The sequence below is a fragment of the Xenorhabdus sp. PB62.4 genome (assembly GCF_014467285.1).
Taxonomy (GTDB): domain Bacteria; phylum Pseudomonadota; class Gammaproteobacteria; order Enterobacterales; family Enterobacteriaceae; genus Xenorhabdus.
Genome location: NZ_NKHR01000004.1, coordinates 117,276 through 137,394, shown reverse-complemented (window position 1 = coordinate 137,394; position 20,119 = coordinate 117,276). Strand labels below are relative to the sequence as shown.

Genomic DNA, 20,119 nt, shown 5'->3' with positions numbered 1-20,119 from the left:
AAATGTCCCGTGAAGGTATAAAAAATTATTTTCAGTAGAGTGATAAATCTACTACGCAAACGTTTTCGTTTTCTGTTAGAATGCGCCCGACCTGAACGTCGGGAGCCTATTTTTGGATTAAAATATGGTCTGGATTGATTATACGATTATTGCCATTATTGGTTTCTCGGCACTGGTTAGCCTGATCCGAGGGTTTGTTCGTGAGGCACTCTCCCTGATAACTTGGGGCTGTGCTTTCTTTGTTGCGAGCCACTTCTATACTTATCTGGCGGCGTATTTTACCCGTCTTGAAGATGAGCTGGTGCGTAATGGCGTAGCGATTGCTATCTTATTTATTGCAACACTGATTGTTGGCGCAGTAGTGAACTATGTTATTGGTTCATTGGTTCAGCGAACTGGCCTGTCAGGTACTGATCGGGTTCTGGGGATCTGTTTTGGGGCATTGCGCGGGGTATTGATTGTATCTGCCATTCTGTTTGTTGCAGATTCTTTCACGCCACTGCCTAAAAGTCAGGACTGGCAACAGTCACAATTGATCCCACAGTTCAGTCAAATCATCAGGTGGTTTTTTGACTACCTGCAAAATGCGTCGAGTTTCCTGCCGGAGAGATAATCCTCTCCGCTTGGCTGATGAGGAAAGACTACATGTGCGGTATTGTCGGTATCGTCGGTTTTACACCGGTTAACCAGTCGATTTATGATGCCTTGACGGTGCTTCAGCACCGTGGACAAGATGCAGCAGGCATTGCGACTATTGATAGTAACAATGAATTCCGTTTACGTAAGGCCAATGGTTTGGTCAAGGATGTGTTTGAAACACGACACATGTTACGTTTGCAGGGAACGATTGGGATCGGACATGTCCGTTACCCAACAGCAGGAAGTTCCAGTGCTTCTGAAGCACAACCTTTTTATGTGAACTCTCCTTTTGGTATCACGTTGGCGCATAACGGCAACCTGACAAACGCACATAAATTGAAAAAGATGTTGTTTGAAAATGCCCGCCGTCATGTCAACACTACCTCAGATTCTGAAATCCTGCTAAATATCTTTGCCAATGAATTAACGCAATTCCCGAATTTCCCATTAGAGCCTGACAACATTTTTGCCGCCGTTGCGGAAATGCACAGGAAAGTTCGCGGTGCTTATGCTTGTGTTGCCATGATTATCGGGCATGGATTAGTGGCTTTCCGTGATCCGCATGGTATTCGTCCTCTGGTGTTGGGGAAACGTACACTGGAAGATGGCCGCAATGAATATATGGTGGCATCAGAAAGCGTGGCACTGGATACCTTGGGCTTTGAATTCCTGCGTGATGTGGCTTCCGGCGAAGCGATTTATATCACCGAAAACGGGCAATTATTCACTCGCCAGTGTGCTGAAAATCCGTCACTGACACCCTGCTTGTTTGAGTTTGTTTATCTTGCCCGCCCTGATTCCTTTATTGATAAGATTTCGGTATATAACGCACGGTTACGGATGGGCAAGAAGTTAGGCGAAAAAATTTCCCGTGAATGGGAAGACTTGCATATTGACGTGGTGATTCCGGTTCCGGAAACGTCTTGTGACGTTGCGCTGGAAATTGCTCACATTTTAAATAAACCCTATCGTCAGGGATTTGTTAAAAATCGTTATGTCGGGCGTACTTTTATTATGCCCGGTCAGAATGAACGTCGTAAATCAGTTCGTCGGAAACTCAATGCTAACCGCGCTGAATTCCGTGGTAAAAATGTCTTGCTGGTGGACGATTCCATCGTGCGCGGGACAACTTCAGAGCAGATTGTTGAATTGGCACGTGAAGCGGGAGCCAAGAAAGTTTATTTTGCTTCGGCGGCGCCAGAAGTTCGTTTCCCGAACGTTTATGGTATTGACATGCCGAATGCCAATGAGCTGATTGCCCACGGGCGAGAAGTGGATGAAATTCGCCAGCTCATTGGTGCTGATGCCCTGATATATCAGGATCTCCAAGATCTTATTCAGGCGGTACGGGAAGAAAACCCAGATATTGAAAAATTCGAATGCTCTGTATTTGATGGTATCTATGTGACAAAAGACATTGATCAGACTTACCTCGATTATCTGGAAAATCTGCGTAAAGATGATGCCATGAAAGTGCTTGGGCAGAGCGAAATAGAGAATCTGGAAATATATAATGAAGGATAATATTGTTATTATCATCAGGTTATAGCCAGAACCTCAGAGGAAAAAATGAAAAAATTGATTGTCGGGCTGACCGGGGCAAGCGGTGCGGTTTATGGTGTCAGGTTACTGCAAGTTTTGCAGCCAGTAGAAGGCATTGAAACGCACTTGGTCATCAGCCAATCAGCCCGGCAGACATTAGCATTGGAAACGGATTATACCTTGCGCGATGTGCAGGCTTTGGCAGACGTGGTACATGATAATCGCGATATTGCTGCCTCCATTTCCTCAGGATCATTTAAAACATTGGGCATGGTGATTCTGCCATGCTCCATAAAAACCTTATCTGGTATTGTGCATAGCTATACCGAGGGCCTAATTACCCGTGCGGCAGATGTTGTTTTGAAAGAAGACCGCAAATTGGTGCTGGGAGTGAGGGAAACGCCTTTGCACTTAGGGCATTTGAGGCTAATGACTCAGGCGGCTGAAATCGGGGCGGTGATAATGCCACCTGTTCCTGCGTTTTATCACCGTCCTGAGCATATTCAGGATATCATTGACCAGACTGTTAACCGTGTACTTGATCAGTTTGATATTGACTTACCAGAAGATCTATTTAACCGTTGGCAGGGAGCTAAACCTGCGGGGAGCTATACCCAATAGATTTCAAGTTACACTGTCATCTGTCTTTAATATATCTTGCAAGGCTTCCTCCAGCCGGAAATAGCGAAAGCCAAATCCGGCTTCTTCCAAATTTTTCGGAATAGCTTGTTGCCCACCTAAAACTAATTCTGCTGCTTCCCCCATCATCGCTTTTAATACAAATGCAGGAATGCGAACGAAAGATGGACGGTGTAAAACTTTCGCCAATATGGCACTAAATTGTTCATTATGAATAGGGTAGGGTGATGTCATATTAAAGGGGCCGCTTAATTCAGGCGATACCAGCAGATAGTAAATACCATTAACCATATCATCAATATGTATCCACGGTATATATTGCTTGCCATTACCGATTGCTCCCCCTAAGCCCAGTCGGAACATTGGCAGCATTTTTTGCAGTGCTCCCCCTTTTTTGGCTAATACAATACCAGTGCGTAGCAGGCAAACACGGGTTTTTTCACTTTGAGCCTGTAAGGCAAGCTGTTCCCAACGTTCACAAAGTTGATGGGAAAATTCATCGTGAGGCGGATCATTTTCAGTCACAACGGATTGCCCCTGATTGCCATAATAGCCAATCGCTGAGCCGGAAATGAACACCGATGGAGGAGACTCACTGGCGTTGATCAATTTACTCAACCGTTCAGTAAGTTGCCATCGACTTTGACAAAGGATTGTTTTTTGCTTTGGCGTCCAGCGCTTATTTACAATAGGCTCGCCAGCAAGATTAATAACGGCATCAAAATCATTGAGATCACTCTGGTCATCCAGCGTTGTCCAACATTCAACGCGATCGGAAAACAGAGAATAGACCTTTTGTGGTGAACGGCTCAAAATAGTAATGGAGTGAGAAAGAGAAAGTAATAGGCAGGTCAAATGATGACCAATTAACCCTGTTCCCCCTGTAAGTAAGATACGCATAGCCACCCCCTGTGAGGAAATAGATAGTCGATTGTTGACTATAGCAAGGGATGGCTTACATGGCAGCGAAATATGCTGTTATCTGTTACCAATATCAAATTTTATGGTGAAAAATTTTGCCAATAACTAAATTATTTGCATGAGTTACATTTAAGCATCATTATAAGCAGTTATTGTCGCAGGGCGCTGTTTAATCTTATCGAGCCATTTTTCAACAGCAGGATAATCTTGCAAATTAATTTTTTGAGACTCATGGCATTTAGCCCATGGATAAGTGGCAATATCCGCAATGCTGTATTCGTTCCCACCCAGATAGTCTGTTTTTTCCAGTTGGGTATTGAGCACTTTGTATAAACGTTGTGACTCTTCCACGTAGCGTTTAATGGCATAAGGAACAACTTCAGGAGCATAGCGATTGAAATGGTGATTTTGCCCTAACATCGGGCCAAAACCGGCCACTTGCCAGAACAGCCATTGCAATTGTTCAGTGCGTTCGCGTAAATCTTTGCTTAACAACTGACCTGTTTTGTTTGCTAAATAAAGTAAAATGGCACCTGATTCGAAGAGGGAGATAGGTTCACCCCCATCGACAGGTTGATGGTCAACAATAGCCGGAATTTTATTATTGGGTGCAATGGCAAGGAATTCAGGCTTGAATTGTTCGCCAGTACTGATATTGATGGGATGAATAGTGTAAGGTAAGCCGACTTCTTCAAGAAATAGAGTGATTTTATAGCCATTAGGGGTTGGAGCATAATACAGATCTATCATATAACCTCCAGTAATAATAACTTTCAAATAAGTATAGTGGCGTTACACTAACATTATTTATCTGTGACATGTTACACATTTCTTATATCCGTGTTGTGGATTTATGTTAACCAACTATGGTAACCCTTATCCGTTTTAGTCCCCCCTTAATCGGGACATCACAGCAAAAAACTGGCATACAAATCATTTACTAAAGGTTCTTCGGATGGCGCAAGAAAAATCAGTAGGTATTGAATGGATTGACATTGTCAATGAAGACAATGAAGTGATTGCGCAGGCGACTCGTCATCAGATGAGAGCGCAAAACTTGAGGCATCGTGCTACCTATATCGTTGTACATAATGGTATGGGCAAAATTTTGGTTCAGCATCGTACAGAGACGAAAGATTTTTATCCGGGAAAATTGGATGCAACGGCAGGTGGTGTTGTTATAACAGGAGAAAATTTGCTCGATTCTGCCCGTCGAGAAGCGGAAGAAGAGCTAGGGATTGCGGGTGTTCCATTTGCTGAACATGGTATTTTTTACTATGAAGAAGATATCTGTCGTATATGGGGCGGCTTGTTCAGTTGCGTCAGCCACGGGCCGTTTGCACTACAGGAAGAAGAAGTCACGGCTGTTTATTGGCTAACACCGGAAGAAATCACGGCTCGTTGTGATGAGTTCACACCAGATTCACTGAAAGCGCTTTCCTTATGGTTAGCGCGCAATAATCAGATGGAATATTGATGCTGTAATCATTTTTCTTATATTGTTTAGTCCTGATATACGTTGACACTGATTTTACTCATAACGCCTGATGATGGACTTCATCGGGCTTTTTATTTTTAAGTGCGCCGGGCATGGTGCGTAGCGCTGTGACAGGTGCTATTGACTCACTGTGGTGGTGAATCAACGACTTGGAGGTGCGAGTCTTCTACACACCCGGCAAGGGTGTTCACTGCGAGGTGAAATCTGAAGGAAGCTGAAAGCAAAATGCTAGCTTGACGAGCAGGAAACGGCTTATATCGTCAAAGCCCAATACTTGCACAGAACGCTGTGACGTAGAGTCGACAGGCATAAGCAGGAAGGTCGCGCGAATTACCCCGGGAGATCTGCCATTCTGCCACAGTGCTACGGGCATCGAGAGGTGCCGGGATGGAATGACAGAAGTCAACCGAGGCCGTAGTAGAGCTATAAAACCGATAGCATGAAGGGCTGAACATGGTTAACCACAATTAGGACATGGATAATCAATACATCGACGACTCGTACTCTCCATGTATCATTTAACAGGTAAATTTACGTCCAATACAATTCACCATTATCTGAAACCTACACTATCCCGCCAGGGCACTCTTCAAAGACGAACCATAACCCGTTGTACAATTCTTCTTCTGTTTTTGGAAAAGCCGCCCGAAGGCGTGCCAACTGCTCATCAATTGTGCCTTCCAGAAACACTCCATGTTTAGCGAGTTTGATTTTGCCGTCTTTTAATAACCACTCAAGAAATTCAAAAAAATAGTCTTGTCTCTCGCCAAAAGAGAGGTAAGCCTTTTCGAAGTTTTCTGCCGTTATAGTTCCCCAAATAGTACTGGGGGAACTTCCTTCTAGCTCATCTCGGAAAAATGTATATGTCTTCTCATCAAACAGCATATTCAGCCCTCACCGAAATTTGATTTCCACAGGTTTTTTAACGTTACCCTGCAAATTGCCTATCTGTTCATCACGCAAAATTTCAATTGTCCAACGCGCCTGGGTTTTATCTACGCTGGTTGAAAATTGACGCAAGGTTATGACACTACCATCAACCAGCCTCGCGATATAACTATCCGTTTTACTTGGAACTCTGGTTAAAGGCACTCCGCCTGTTAAACTTTCAGCATAGGCAAAAATATTCTGCTCAGTTAATTTTTTCGGTTGCAAACACCTTAGTAGTACCTATAGAAAATAATGACGGCTGATATTGATAAGGGCTGGATGTTATAAAACTCATTTAATTAAATCAGGCAAATATATCATACAAAAAAATTCCAACTTTTGAGGCTGGGATTTAACCAATACATCGACGACTCGTATTCTCCATGTATCATTTAACAGGCAAATTTACGTCCAATACAATTCACCATTATCTGAAACCCACACTATCCCGCCAGGGCACTCTTCAAAGACGAACCATAACCCGTTGTACAATTCTTCTTCTGTTTCAGGGAAAGCCGCCCGAAGGCGTGCCAACTGCTCATCAATTGTGCCTTCCAGAAACACTCCATGTTTAGCGAGTTTGATTTTGCCGTCTTTTAATAACCGTTCAAGAAATTCGAAGAAATAGCCTTGTCTCTCTTCAAAAGAAAGGTAAGCCTTTCCTAAGTTTCCTGCTGTCATAGCTGACCAAATAATGCCAGGAGAACTTTCTTCTAGGTCATCTCGGAAGAACGTATAGGTCTTTTCATCAAACAACATTTTCTTTTCCTCACCGAAACTTGATTTCCACAGTTTTTTTAGACTTACCCTGTAAATTGCCTATCTGTTCATCACGCAAAATTTCAATTGTCCAACGCGCTTGGGTTTTATCTACGCTGGTTGAAAATTGACGCAAGTTTATGATACTACCATCAACCAGCCTCGCGGTATAAATACCTTCTTGACTGGGAACTCTGGTTATCGATGGTGAATCGGGAAGAGGTCAATCGGTTAAGATATTCTAATCCTTGCTCTATGTCGCGCAAGTTCAAGGTTTTTCCCACCATGTTGGGAAACAGCATCTTGGCCATACGCGGGGGGTTACCGTCAATCTCGACGGCGCCAACCTTGCCTTCAATTACGACAATGAGTAGTTTGCCATCCGCCAAGTTTTGTTCCGGCAGTTGTGCTTGCGAAGTGACATAGCCAGAAGAGATATAGGCGTTAGTGGCCGCCCGTACCAGTTGCTTAAGCCCGGTAAGTGTAACGCATTGATGCACATAAGGCTGAATCAACGTGTTCAGGGTTGAGGCGGATAATGATTCAGCCCCCTGAAACGTGATTTCGTTAATGGTAACGCACTGTGTGTCAGTGGTTGAAACATCCTCGTCTGGCTGTGTGGGCAATAACAGGGATTTTTGTAAATCCTCACGTTGGTGCTGTGCATCTTCGAGCCGTTCTTTCTGTTGCTGATGTTGGCTATCCAATACAGCGGAAGACGTGTCCAGATGTGGTGCTGTTTGCTGAGCCTGACGGCTAAAGGTCGGTATATCTGCCTGCACGGGCTGAATGGCGAATATAGCCCATCCTAATAGCCCTGCTATTATCTTGTAGGGTATTCTTATTGCCATAATTGAACCAAATAAAGTTAATTATTATTAAATGTTTATGAATGAAATTTGAGAGAGGCTATTATGATTCAAGTTGATTGTTTTTCAAGTGATCGGGATAAAAAATGAAATAAAGGGGAATTATTGGTTTGTTAAACCAAAAATATATCTATCGCCAAAATAAAATATAATAAATAAAACAGGAAAGGATAAATAAAATATATTCATCTTGGTTTTGTATTTACAAAAAACAATAAAACTATAAATATGATGAAAAATGCTAATGATTGGCGCAATATTCAGACGATTCTTAATTGCTGCGTAGGAGCTATTTATGGAATTAATTCATGTGGCGAGTAAAATGACGCTGAATGCAAAAAATCATTCATTATAAATTTGTTAAACAAAGAGCATGTGGCTATAAGAAATTTCTGTTATAAATTATAACCCTTGCCAAAGATAACTATCAGAAGAGTAATAACAGCTTAAAATGAAATAATCATCAATAAGCCTCCTTTTTAGGAGGCCATATCAAAATTACCCGTTATGCAGGTGATTTTTTATTTCACTGATTATCAGGAATTTCTTCCAAATAAAAATTAAAGTGATATTTGCCTACTTTCTCAAACCGCATATGAGGCGGCTTTGTTTCATTATAAGTAATAATATCAAGATCGGTGCCATTATATTTAAAATAAACAGCTCCCTGAGTTACCGGGATATTTCGATCATTAAATATCACGACGGAAGTCACATATTCTTGCCCATCTTTGGGTATAAGCCCAACTACTTCATAATCGCCATCTGAATAAGAATCTGCTGGATCAGTGATTGTATAGGTTCGGATATTCGCTCTAAATACTTGCTCATCTCCGGACTCGTTAATCAATTTAACAGCTAATAATTCACGGTTTGACGGTGATACAATAAATTTTGTTAAACCTTGAATATCACTGATATCAGCCTGGCTTGTATCCCATTCGCGATAAATTTGTCCGGCTTGGCTATTACTGCCGTGCCGCCAGGCAAAAACCATTGACTCCAGGCCTATTTCGACAGAAAGAAAATTATCATTTAGTTCAGTGCCATGTAAATTTACTATCTTACTACTTTCTGGGTATTTGTAAGAACTGCCAGTATAATTCTTTTTAGTATAAAATATAGCGCCATTGATTAGCTCAGCTTTAGACATAATAGATCTTTTCCTTACTTTTATTGCGGTAATGGTGGGTTATAATAAAGAAGTGGAGTTATATGTCAAGGTAATGGATGGATCTTATATTAAGCGTTTATTTCAAAAAATAATTGGTTCAATTTTTTATAAAATTAATAAATAAGGGTGTTTTTATTTAATGGGGTTTATTCTGATTTTCTTCTAAGATATTTATTTTTTAATAATTTCTTGAGTAAATAATAATAATACCAATAATTATTATTGGTAGGTGTAATATATTCACAAAAAATAAGTCCAGTGATTTTAACTATATTTTTAACGAACAGTTTAGTAAATAGGGCAGCCAATATGGCTGCCACTTATTGATAATCAACGGCGCAGTTTATTTATATCTACATCTGTTTATCCACACTAACTATCGCTGATGCTAATTCCTGAACAAAAGGTTGGCGCATGATGGTGATGTGATCACCAGATAAACTCTGTGCCGCAATTTCCCCGGTCAGGATTGTCTTCCATCCGTCAATAAAACTCTCGACCGAAGTACCTGACTCCTTATGTTCTTGGTTATCTTCTGCCATAAATAGGTTAATTTTTCCTGAATAGTGCTCTTGTGGTTGATAAGTCATCAAAGAGTGAGCCTTGTACACACTTAAATAGGTTGCTATTTCACGAGATTCAAGTTGAGGTGGTAAAAGTTCCTCTTCAATCAGGCGAAGTCGCAAACTATCAATTTGCTCTTCTTCTGTCATAGATTGAAACTCTTCTTCAGTGAAGTTCTCTTCTGCCCCTTCCAATGAAGCAAGAACATTACCGAATTCGGCTATCCACTGGCTGTTAGACCATTCTGATTCAACCCGGTGCGCTAAGCTCTCAAGAGGAGATTCGCTATCGACCAAAGCCAGTAAGCCAATGCTTTCACCTTGTTGAACAAGTTGTTGAGCCATTTCGAAGGCAAGCCAGCCGCCGAAAGAATGTCCGCCCAAGTAATAAGGGCCATTTGGCTGGACTTTTTTAAGGTCGTTGATCATTGCGCTAGCCATAGCTTCGAGGCTCGATAGGGGAGCATTGCGGCCATCCAGTTCTGGAGACTGCATACCCCAAACCGAGTAAGATCCTTCTAATGCTGTCGCCAATTCCCGCAAGTAGAATACATGTCCCCCGGCTCCCGGTGCAAAGAACAGCGGTGTTGCCTGGGTATTCTGCGACAGGGCGACCATAGAACCCACATCAGCATTCTCGCGGTTTTCAATAGCGTGAGCTTGATCTTTGATGGTTGTAAAGGCCATCAGACGCGCCATCATATTCTGTTCCAGCGCAAACTTTTCTACTGCTAAAGAGCAGGCTTTCAGGATGAGCAACGAATGCCCGCCTAATTCGAAGAAGTGGTCATGGCGGCTGACACGGTCTAATCCCAACAATTCTTGCCAAATTTGAGCCAGTGCTGTTTCCACTTCGCCCTGAGGGGCTTCATAACCACGAGCCACGATGGCAGATTGGTCAGGGGCAGGGAATGCCTTACGATCGATCTTACCATTGGATGTGAGTGGGAAAGCATCAAGGGTGACAAATGCGCCAGGCAGCATATAGTCTGCAAGATGCTGCGAAAGCTGTTGGCGCAGTTCAGCCGGAACGAGTGTAACGCCGGGCTGAGGCAGAACATAGGCGACGAGCCGCTTATCATCTGGTGCTGTTTCGCGGACAAGGACAATAGCTTCAAGCACACCCTGACATTGCACTAAACGGGTTTCTATTTCGCCAAGTTCAATACGGAAACCACGCAGCTTGACCTGAAAGTCATTGCGCCCCAGATATTCAATTGTGCCATTTGGCAGCCAGCGTCCCAAATCACCGGTTTTGTACATGCGGGCATTGGGGTGATCGCTGAATGGATCGGCAACAAATTTCTCTGCTGTCAGTTCGGGGCGGTTCAGATAACCACGGGCAACGCCTGCACCACCAATGTGGATTTCACCACTCACTCCAAGAGGAGTCGGTTGTCCGTGTGCATCCAGAATATAAATGCGGGTATTTGGCAGTGGATAACCAATCGGGATGTTATCGGTGATATCAGTCGATTGTTTACCATCCAGTTTTAATGTGGTTGCAATAACTGTCGTCTCCGTCGGGCCATAGGAGTTGATCCAACGGCACGATTGGGTTTCCGGTATTGACTGCCAACTCAACAGGTGACGAAGTTCTGCTTTCTCACCGCCGACAATGATGGTATGCAGATGTTGGCCGAAACCACTGCGTCCTGCCATCATCTCCTGTACCCATTGGTGCCAGAAAGCGGTCGGCATATCCATAATGGTGATTCGTTGGTCATTCAGCAAAGCGACAAACTCTGCATCCGGTACGCGGATATGCGCAGGGCGCAGAACTAAGGTTGCTCCTGAGGCAAGAGTCGGGAAAATATCAGATACTGAGGTATCAAATGCCACCGTCGCAAATTGCAGTATGCGATCCCCTGACTGAGGTTCACTGGTCTTGTGCTGAGCATGGATGAAGTTCACCACGTTACGGTGTTCCAGCATCACGCCTTTTGGTTGTCCTGTTGAACCCGATGTATAGATGATATAGGCCAGATGATGTGGTTTGAGGCCCAATTGAACAGCGTTAGGATTATGTTCAGGCTGTTTTGCCACGTTATCCCGCAGGGCCGCATCATCCATCAGCCAGACGTTTAAGCCTTGTACTGGTAAATGGGCGTGTAAATGTTGCTGGGTCAACAGTAATACGGGCTTACTGTCCGATAACTGATAGGCCAGTCGATCAACGGGATATTCCGGATCGAGCGGCACATAGCCGGCACCCGCCTTGAGTATTGCGTACATGCCAATAATCATATCCAGACTGCGGTCAGCACAGATAGCGATACGATCATCAGGACGTACACCCGCCGCAATTAATTGATGCGCCAGTTGGTTAGCGTGGCGGTTCAATTCGACATAACTTAATTGCGTGTCACCAAATACCAGCGCAGTTGCATCCGGTGTGCGTTCTGCCTGTTGTTCGAACAATTGGTGGATTAACATATCCTGCGGATAGTCCAGTGCAGTATTGTTAAAATCCACCAATAACCGGGTGCGTTCTGCCAATGGCAGGATATCGATTGATTGGATTGCTTGCTCAGGCGCATGTTGTAATGCGGTCACTATTCCTTTCAGTGCGGCGTTGACATAGGCATTAATGCGCACAGGATTAACTCGCTGGCTGCATTGTGCCGTGAGTTCGAATCCGTCATCAAAATCATCCACATCCAGTGATAACGGATAGTTACTACGCTCTTCACTTTCCTGTTCTTGAATGCCTTCCCATACCGATGATCTGGATTGCTCGTCATCACGCGGGCTATGACGGAAATTGAGCAAACTATTAAACAGTGGCAAGGAAGCCTGAACACCACTGCAACGCTGAGCAATGGCTAATGGTGTTTGCTCATGATCCAGCAATTCGCTCAAGCGCTGATAAGTTTCCTGTACCGCCTGCTTAACTGTGCGTCCCTGCAACTGAATGCGGACGGGCAGCGTGTTGATAAACATACCGAGCACTTGAGAAGCGCCCGAACCTCCCTGCAACCGACCTAACAGAACGGTGCCGAACACCACATCATCACGACCACAGCATTGTGCCAATACCTGCGCCCATGCGACATGGAACAATACGGCTGAACTGATACCTTGTTGGCGGGCACAATCACGGATTTGCTGTGCCAGTTCGCTATCCAGTGTGAGGATGTCTTCCACTATTTCATCGTGTTCATCACGATGGCTTCCCTGTACATCAAGTAAATCAAAAGGCAGGGTAGGCTCTTCTACATCCCCCAATAATTGTTGGAAATAAGCCTTGTGTACTTCAATCGGCACTTTGCGGGTTTCAGCAATAAAATTGCGGTAAGGCACGGGAACGGGCAGGCTGTCTGTTTCCCCTGAAAGCAATGCCTGTATTTCACCGAAAATGATTTCCAGTGACAGATGGTCACAAACCAGATGATGATGTAACAAGCTTAGCCACCACTGTCCAGTGGCAGGATCTTTAGCTGTATAGGAAGCCAATAATGGGGCTTTGGTGATATCCAGACGGACTGTGTCAGGATCGGTAAGACGCTGTAATTGTGTTTCGGCACTTTCTGCCGCGGATAACGTCAATTCGGTAATCGGCATGGGTGCATGGCGATAGACAACTTGTACAGGCACTGGCAGTTCCTGCCAATGGAAGGCACTACGTTGAATATCATGCCGATCAATAACCTGCTGGAGTGCATGTAAGAAGCTATCCAGTCTGGTCCGGCTGTCAAAGTTGATGAGAATGTTTTCGAGATAGGTATCGCCTTCCTCTTCCCGTAAATGATGGAACAGAATACCTTCCTGCAATGGCCCAAGCGGGTAGATATCCTGAATATTGGCAACACCTCCCGGTACGCGGGCAATAATCTGGTCGATCTGGGATTGGGTTAATTCCACCAGTGGTAGCATATCCGGGGTAATGTTCTGGCTGTCTTCACGGATCAGATTAGGTGGAATAGCCTGTCTATCGGCATCCTGATCACTATTCTGATTTAAGCGGGCGCTCATGGCAGATAGTGTAGGAGCGGAGAAGACAGCGCTGACATCAATCGATAACCCTTGCTGGCGTAATTGTTCGATTAGGCTGACTACCAGCAGAGAATGTCCGCCCAGTTCAAAGAAGTTATCGTGGCGTCCGACCTGCTCTAATCCTAGCAAGGATTGCCAGACCGCCGCCAGTTTCTGCTCGATTTCACCTTGCGGTGCTTCAAACTCACGGCTGACAGTAGCGGTGCGATCAGGCGCCGGCAGTGCTTTGCGGTCTAATTTACCGTTGGCGGAGAGCGGGAAGGCATCCAGCATGACAAAGGCACTTGGGAGCATATACTCCATCAAGCTGACACTCAGTTGCTCGCGTAGATTGGCAGGGGTCAGTGTGACGCCCGTTTGCGGGATCACATAGGCGATGAGACGCTTGTCACCTGCTTCTTCTTCACGGGCGATAACGATGGCATCGCTGACGCCTTCACAGTTTGCCAACTGAGCCTCAATCTCTCCCAGTTCAATGCGGAAACCGCGTATCTTGACCTGAAAATCGTTGCGTCCCATATATTCAATCATGCCGTTTGGCAGCCAGCGTCCTAAATCCCCGGTTTTATACATACGGGCATTGGCCTGTTCATTGAATCGATCGGTACTGAATGGATCGGCAACAAATTTTTCTGTAGTCAGTTCTGGCCGATTCAGATAACCACGGGCAACCCCCGCACCAGCGATATGAATTTCACCGCTCACGCCGACAGGAACTGGCTGACCGAGTGTATCTAAAATATAGATACGGGTATTCGGTAGTGGGCGACCAATCGGAATATTGTCAGTCACATGTGGAGAATGTTTATCATCGATCGTTAACGTTGTGGCAATGACTGTCGTTTCAGTCGGGCCATAGGAGTTTATCCAACGGCAGGATTGTGTCTCTGAGCTGGATAACCAGCCAACTAAATGGCGATGTTCTGCTTTCTCTCCACCGACAATGATGGTGTGCAGATAAGGGCTGAAACCACTGCGACCCGCCATCATCTCTTGTACCCAGTGATGCCAGAACGCGGTTGGCATATCCATGATGGTGATTTTTTGTTCCCGCAGGAAATCAACAAATGTGGTATCCGGTATTCTGATATGCGGCGGACGCAGAACCAGTGTCGCGCCTGAGGCAAGGGTGGGGAAAATATCAGACACTGAGGTATCAAATGCCACGGTCGCAAATTGCAGGATACGATCACCCAATTTGGGCTCGCTGGTTTGTCGCTGGACGTGGATAAAGTTAACCACATTGCGGTGTTCCAGCATCACGCCTTTAGGCATTCCGGTAGAACCGGAGGTGTAGATGATATAGGCCAGATGGTGCGGTTGCAGCCCCAATTGGCTGGCATCAGGGTTATGGGCAGGCTGTTGTGCCACGCTATCCCGGTTATGTTGATCATCCAGCAGCCAGACAGGGAGGTTCTTTATCGGCAAACGCGCCTGTAAATGTTGTTGAGTCAACAATAATACGGGCTTGCTGTCCGATAGTTGATAAGCCAGCCGTTCAGCCGGATATTCTGGATCGAGTGGCACATAGCCTGCACCCGCCTTAAGAATACCGTACATGCCAATGATCATATCCAGACTGCGATCGGCACAGATTGCCACGCGATCGTCGGGACGGACACCAGATTCAATCAGTTGGTGTGCCAATTGGTTGGCGTGCCGATTCAGTTCAGCATAACTCAGTTGGCTCTCGCCAAATACCAACGCGATGGCATCTGGTGTCAGCTCTGCTTGTTGTTCGAACAACTGGTGAATCAGGATATCTTGCGGATAGGCTATGGCGGTATCGTTGAAAATTTCCAGTAATTGGGTACGCTCTGTCAGGGACAGAATATCGATCGTTTCAATTGCCTGTTCAGGCACATGTTGCAGGGCGGCTACAATCCCTTTCAGAGCGGTATTCATGTAAGCATTGATGCGGGCAGGGTTAATTTGCTGGCTGCATTGCGCGGTTAAAGCAAATCCGTCATCAAAATCATCTACATCAAGCGACAGCGGATAGTTACTGTGTTCTTCTCCCGCCAGTTCCTGAATCCCTTCCCAGGCTTGTGAAGCAAGTTGTTCATCTTCACGCGGACTATGGCGGAAGTTTAGCAGGCTGTTAAACAGCGGCAACGGTGCCTGAATGCCACTACAACGTTGAGCGACAGCCAATGGTGCCTGTTCATGTTCTAAAAGTGTGCTTAGCTGCTGATAAGTTTCCTGTACGGCTTGCTGAACGGTGCGCGTCTCTAATTTAATGCGGATAGGCAAGGTATTGATAAACATACCGAGCACTTCGGAAGCACCGACCCCTCCTTGTAAACGTCCCAACAGCACCGTACCGAACACGACATCATTCCGTCCACTGCATCGTGCCAGAACTTGTGCCCATGCTACATGGAACAGTACGGCTGAGCTCATGCCTAATTGGCGGGCGCAGTCGCGCAGGTTATGAGCCAGTTCGCTATCCAATGTGTAAGTATTTTCGACTATTTCATCGAGATAACCTCCCTGTACATCCAACAATCCAAAGGGAAGGGTTGGCTCTTCGACATCACCCAGTTGCTCATGGAAGTAGGCTTGGTGAGCTTCCAGCGGCACTTTGCTGATTTGAGCAATAAAATTACGGTAAGGCAGTGGCGTAGATAGGCCGGCGCTGTCCCCCAAGAGAATTGATTGTATTTCACCGAAAATCATATCCAGTGATATATGGTCGCAAACCAAATGATGATATAGCAGGGAAAGCATCCATTTACCGGATGCAGGATCTTCGGCAATGTGTGCAGCCAGCAATGGCGCTTTGGTGATATCCATTCGTACTGCACGAGAATCAGTGAGGCGGCGTAATTGTGTTTCAGCGCTTTCTTCTGCTGATAATGTCAGTTCTATAATAGGCAATGGTGCGCGGCGATAGACAACCTGCACCGGCTTAAGAAGTTCTTTCCAGTGCATGGCGCTGCGCAGAATATCGTGTCGGTCAATAACCTGCTGGAGTGCTTGCAGGAAAATATCCAGCCGTGTGCGGCTGTCAAAGACAATTAAATGATTATCCAGATAGAGATCGCCTTCTGTTTCCAGCAAGTGATGGAACAGAATGCCTTCCTGCAATGGCCCTAATGGGTAGATATCCTGAATATTAGAAATGCCGCCTGTCACATGGGCAACAATCTGGTCGATCTGGTTTTGTGTCAATTCCACCAGAGGCAGCATATCCGGCGTAATCGTCAGACTGTCTTCGTGGATGAGATTCGGTGGCACATCCTGTACCGTGCTGGTTAAGTCGTCATTCTGACTGATAAGCGCACTCATGGAGGCCAGTGTTGGTGCAGAGAATACCGCGCTGACGTCAAGGGACAGGTTTTGTTGACGCAGTTGTTCAATCAGGTTGACCACCAACAGGGAATGCCCGCCCAATTCAAAGAAGTTATCCTGACGTCCGACTTGTTCCAGATTCAGCAAAGATTGCCAGACTGATGCCAGTTTCTGCTCAATTTCACCTTGTGGTGCTTCATATTCACGGCTGACGATAGCGGAGCTATCAGGCGCCGGCAACGCTTTGCGATCCAGCTTGCCATTAGCGGACATCGGGAAAGCATCCAGCATGACAAATGCACTGGGCAGCATGTACTCCATTAATCGGGAACTGAGTTGTTCACGTAATTTAGCCGGGCTGAGTGTGGCCCCCGTCTGTGGGATCAGGTAAGCCACCAGACGTTTATCACCCATACCTTCTTCGCGGGCAATGACCACTGCATCGCTGACACCTTCACAGGCGGCTAATTGTTCTTCAATTTCACCCAGTTCAATACGGAAACCGCGGATCTTGACCTGAAAGTCGTTACGCCCCATATATTCAATCATGCCATTTGGCAGCCAGCGTCCCAAATCGCCGGTTTTATACATACGGGCGCCAGGTTTTTCTTTGAATAGATCGACGCTGAATGGATCGGCAACAAATTTCTCTGTCGTTAAATCGGGCCGGTTCAGATAACCACGGGCAACCCCTGCGCCGGCAATGTGGATTTCGCCACTGACACCGATAGGCACTGGCTGACCTTGTGCATCCAGAATATAAATACGTGTATTGGGTAATGGATAACCAATCGGAACCACTCCTGCCAGTTCAGGTAATTCCTGATTCTTTAAGGCCAGTGTGGTTGCGATAACCGTGGTTTCGGTCGGGCCGTAGGAGTTAATCCAACGGCAGGACTGGGTTTCCGGGCTGGATAGCCAGTTCATTAAATGACGGTATTCTGCTTTCTCACCACCCACAATGATCGTGTGGAGGTAAGGGCTGAAACCACTGCGGCCTGCCATCATCTCTTGCACCCAGTGATGCCAGAATGCGGTGGGCATATCCATGATGGTGATTTTTTGTTCACGCAGGAAGGCAACAAATGTTTTATCCGGTATTCTGATATGCGGAGGACGCAGAACCAGTGTCGCGCCTGAGGCAAGGGTGGGGAAGATATCAGACACCGAAGTATCAAAGGCCACAGTAGCAAATTGCAGGATGCGATCCCCCGATTGTGGTTCACTGGTTTGCTGCTGTGCGTGGATAAAGTTCACCACATTGCGATGTTCCAGCATCACGCCTTTAGGCATGCCAGTAGAGCCGGAGGTGTAAATGATATAGGCCAAATGATGGGGTTGCAGCCCCAATTGGCCGGCATCAGGATTATGGGCAGGCTGTTTCGCCACGCTATCCCGGTTATGTTGATCATCCAACAGCCAGACAGGGATATCCTGTATTGGCAAGCGTGCCTGTAGATGTTGTTGAGTCAGCAATAATACAGGCTTGCTGTCCGATAATTGATAGGCCAGACGTTCGGCCGGATATTCCGGATCGAGTGGGATATAGCCCGCACCGGCTTTAAGAATCGCGTACATGCCAATGATCATATCCAGACTGCGATCAGCACAGATAGCAATGCGGTCATCAGGGCGTACCCCCGAAAAAATCAGATGATGTGCCAATTGGTTGGCATGACGGTTCAATTCTGCATAACTCAACTGACTATCGCCGAAGACTAATGCGGTAATATCAGGAGTGCGTTCTGCTTGTTGCTCAAATAGTTGGTGGATCAGCAAAGTTTGCGGGAGCGGGAAAGCCGTATCATTGAAATCTGCCAAAACCTGAGTGCGTTGCTGTGGTTGCAATAATGGCAAATCGGCCACTCGTTTCGAATCATCCTTAACCATCGCAGTCAGCAAGGTTTGCAGGTAACTGACAATGCGTTCAACGCTGGCATGGTCAAACAGATCGCTGGAGTATTCCAAATCCCCTACTAAGCCATTTTCAGTATCATTCATTGACAACGACAGATCGAAATGCGAGCTGTTTTCGGTGACATCAATTTCACTGATGGTGGCACCCGGCAATTCGATACTCTGCTGCTCTGGCGTATTATCCACTGACAACATGACCTGGAAAATTGGGCTATGGCTGAGACTGCGCGGCGGTTTCAGTGCTTCAACCAGTTGTTCAAATGGCAGATCCTGATGGGCATATGCTTTCAGGGCGTGGCTTCTGATCCGTGCCAGCAACTCACTGATAGTTGGGTTGTCATCTAACTGAACCCGCAGTGCTAATGTATTGACAAAGAAACCAATCAGCGGCTCCAGTTCGCGGTGTTGCCGGTTGGCAACCGGCGTGCCTATCACTAAATCGGTCTGCCCGCTGAGACGGGAGAGTAACGCAGCCCATCCGGCCATCAGAGTCATAAATAGCGTAGTACCATGACGCTGACTCAGTGCCCTTAATCCGGCGCTTAATTCCGGTGGCAGGATAATATCAATATGTCCACCTGTGTAACTCTGTTTTTCCGGGCGTGGCCTGTCAGTGGGCAGTTCCAAAAGCGCGGGTGCGCCCTGTAACGCATCACGCCAGAAATTCACCTGTTTTTCTATCACCTCTCCCTGTAACCATTGCCGTTGCCACAGGGCATAGTCGGCATACTGGAGAGACAGGGCTGGCAGAGGATCATCTCGCCCTTCGCTGAATGCGTGATAAAGAGTGGAAAGTTCATACATCAGAATATTGAGCGACCAGCCATCGGAAACAATATGATGCTGAGTCAACAGCAGGATATGTTCATTTTCTGCCAGTCGCAGTAGCCGGCCCCTGATTAGGGGGCCTTGTGCAAAGTCGAATGGTTGATTGGTTTCACGCTCAGCGATTTCCCCGATCATGGATTGCTGTTCAGCGGTTGGTATATGACTGAGATCTTCCATTGCCAAAGCGAAACCGCTATCTGGTTCACCAATGATTTGCAGCGCTTGCCCTTCTACTGTTTTGATGGTGGTACGTAAAATCTCATGACGAGCAACAACCTTATCCAGCGCCGCTTGCAGGGCATTCAGATCCAGATGGCCTTGCAGGCGCAGGCCACCGGGAATATGGTAGGCAGTCTGCGCTGCCGGATCTAATTGTGCCAAAAACCATAATCGTTGTTGTGCCCAAGATAAAGGGAGTATTTGCTGATCTGCCTTTCTTGGCACAATTTGGCTTTTTTCCACAACCTGACTATTTTGGATGCGTTCTTTAATTTTTTTCTGGAGAACCGCTTGTCTTAATTTAAGCAGGGTCTGTTCGTTATTATTCATT

The 20,119-nt window shown here is 46.0% G+C and carries 13 protein-coding genes; 4 read left to right on the top strand and 9 right to left on the bottom strand.

The window, feature by feature from the left end:
• Positions 1 to 124: 124 nt before the first annotated feature.
• The 3 genes from cvpA to Xenpb_RS05330 are packed head-to-tail and all read left to right on the top strand — an operon-like array spanning position 125 to position 2,802.
• Entirely contained in the window at positions 125 to 613 is a 489-nt protein-coding gene (cvpA, locus tag Xenpb_RS05340; RefSeq protein WP_187653404.1) for a colicin V production protein, read from the top strand.
• 32 nt (positions 614 to 645) lie between these two features.
• Entirely contained in the window at positions 646 to 2,163 is a 1,518-nt protein-coding gene (gene purF, locus Xenpb_RS05335; RefSeq protein WP_187653403.1) for an amidophosphoribosyltransferase, read from the top strand.
• A gap of 45 nt (positions 2,164 to 2,208) precedes the next feature.
• A complete protein-coding gene (locus Xenpb_RS05330; protein WP_187653402.1) occupies positions 2,209 to 2,802 on the top strand; it encodes a UbiX family flavin prenyltransferase in 594 nt (197 codons plus the stop codon).
• A 3-nt stretch (positions 2,803 to 2,805) separates the two neighbouring features.
• On the opposite strand, the gene Xenpb_RS05325 is transcribed toward Xenpb_RS05330, so the two are convergent.
• Positions 2,806 to 3,720 (bottom strand): TIGR01777 family oxidoreductase, encoded by a 915-nt coding sequence (locus Xenpb_RS05325; RefSeq protein ID WP_187653401.1) that lies wholly within the window; start codon positions 3,718 to 3,720, stop codon positions 2,806 to 2,808.
• A 150-nt stretch (positions 3,721 to 3,870) separates the two neighbouring features.
• Positions 3,871 to 4,491: a glutathione binding-like protein gene (locus tag Xenpb_RS05320; RefSeq protein ID WP_187653400.1), complete on the bottom strand. Its 621-nt coding sequence runs from the start codon at positions 4,489 to 4,491 to the stop codon at positions 3,871 to 3,873.
• Between the two features lie 205 nt (positions 4,492 to 4,696).
• Between Xenpb_RS05320 and yfcD the strand changes: the two genes are divergently transcribed.
• Positions 4,697 to 5,218, top strand: coding sequence for an NUDIX hydrolase YfcD (gene yfcD, locus Xenpb_RS05315; RefSeq protein WP_187653399.1), 522 nt, complete (start codon positions 4,697 to 4,699; stop codon positions 5,216 to 5,218).
• Between the two features lie 208 nt (positions 5,219 to 5,426).
• Here the strand turns inward: yfcD and Xenpb_RS05310 are convergent, their stop codons facing one another.
• The 7 genes from Xenpb_RS05310 to Xenpb_RS05280 all read right to left on the bottom strand — a co-directional run bounded on the left by Xenpb_RS05310 (position 5,427) and on the right by Xenpb_RS05280 (position 20,118).
• Complete coding sequence (locus Xenpb_RS05310) at positions 5,427 to 5,612, bottom strand: hypothetical protein (RefSeq protein WP_187653398.1); 186 nt, start codon at positions 5,610 to 5,612, stop codon at positions 5,427 to 5,429.
• A gap of 191 nt (positions 5,613 to 5,803) precedes the next feature.
• A complete protein-coding gene (locus Xenpb_RS05305) occupies positions 5,804 to 6,124 on the bottom strand; it encodes a DUF596 domain-containing protein (protein WP_187653397.1) in 321 nt (106 codons plus the stop codon).
• 9 nt (positions 6,125 to 6,133) lie between these two features.
• Positions 6,134 to 6,394, bottom strand: coding sequence for a hemagglutinin (locus Xenpb_RS05300; protein ID WP_187653396.1), 261 nt, complete (start codon positions 6,392 to 6,394; stop codon positions 6,134 to 6,136).
• Between the two features lie 180 nt (positions 6,395 to 6,574).
• Complete coding sequence (locus Xenpb_RS05295; RefSeq protein ID WP_187653395.1) at positions 6,575 to 6,928, bottom strand: DUF596 domain-containing protein; 354 nt, start codon at positions 6,926 to 6,928, stop codon at positions 6,575 to 6,577.
• A gap of 152 nt (positions 6,929 to 7,080) precedes the next feature.
• Positions 7,081 to 7,779: a ShlB/FhaC/HecB family hemolysin secretion/activation protein gene (locus tag Xenpb_RS05290; protein WP_187653394.1), complete on the bottom strand. Its 699-nt coding sequence runs from the start codon at positions 7,777 to 7,779 to the stop codon at positions 7,081 to 7,083.
• 544 nt (positions 7,780 to 8,323) lie between these two features.
• Entirely contained in the window at positions 8,324 to 8,950 is a 627-nt protein-coding gene (locus tag Xenpb_RS05285; RefSeq protein ID WP_187653393.1) for a beta/gamma crystallin domain-containing protein, read from the bottom strand.
• Positions 8,951 to 9,324: 374 nt separating this feature from the next.
• Positions 9,325 to 20,118: a non-ribosomal peptide synthetase gene (locus Xenpb_RS05280; RefSeq protein WP_187653392.1), complete on the bottom strand. Its 10,794-nt coding sequence runs from the start codon at positions 20,116 to 20,118 to the stop codon at positions 9,325 to 9,327.
• Between the last annotated feature and the right edge of the window lies 1 nt (position 20,119).

Coding starts and splice junctions, on each gene's coding strand:
- cvpA (WP_187653404.1), top strand. CDS start 125: ATGGTCTGGATTGATTATACGATTATTGCCATTATTGGTTTCTCGGCA.
- purF (WP_187653403.1), top strand. CDS start 646: ATGTGCGGTATTGTCGGTATCGTCGGTTTTACACCGGTTAACCAGTCG.
- Xenpb_RS05330 (WP_187653402.1), top strand. CDS start 2,209: ATGAAAAAATTGATTGTCGGGCTGACCGGGGCAAGCGGTGCGGTTTAT.
- Xenpb_RS05325 (WP_187653401.1), bottom strand. CDS start 3,720: ATGCGTATCTTACTTACAGGGGGAACAGGGTTAATTGGTCATCATTTG.
- Xenpb_RS05320 (WP_187653400.1), bottom strand. CDS start 4,491: ATGATAGATCTGTATTATGCTCCAACCCCTAATGGCTATAAAATCACT.
- yfcD (WP_187653399.1), top strand. CDS start 4,697: ATGGCGCAAGAAAAATCAGTAGGTATTGAATGGATTGACATTGTCAAT.
- Xenpb_RS05310 (WP_187653398.1), bottom strand. CDS start 5,612: ATGCCCGTAGCACTGTGGCAGAATGGCAGATCTCCCGGGGTAATTCGC.
- Xenpb_RS05305 (WP_187653397.1), bottom strand. CDS start 6,124: ATGCTGTTTGATGAGAAGACATATACATTTTTCCGAGATGAGCTAGAA.
- Xenpb_RS05295 (WP_187653395.1), bottom strand. CDS start 6,928: ATGTTGTTTGATGAAAAGACCTATACGTTCTTCCGAGATGACCTAGAA.
- Xenpb_RS05290 (WP_187653394.1), bottom strand. CDS start 7,779: ATGGCAATAAGAATACCCTACAAGATAATAGCAGGGCTATTAGGATGG.
- Xenpb_RS05285 (WP_187653393.1), bottom strand. CDS start 8,950: ATGTCTAAAGCTGAGCTAATCAATGGCGCTATATTTTATACTAAAAAG.
- Xenpb_RS05280 (WP_187653392.1), bottom strand. CDS start 20,118: ATGAATAATAACGAACAGACCCTGCTTAAATTAAGACAAGCGGTTCTC.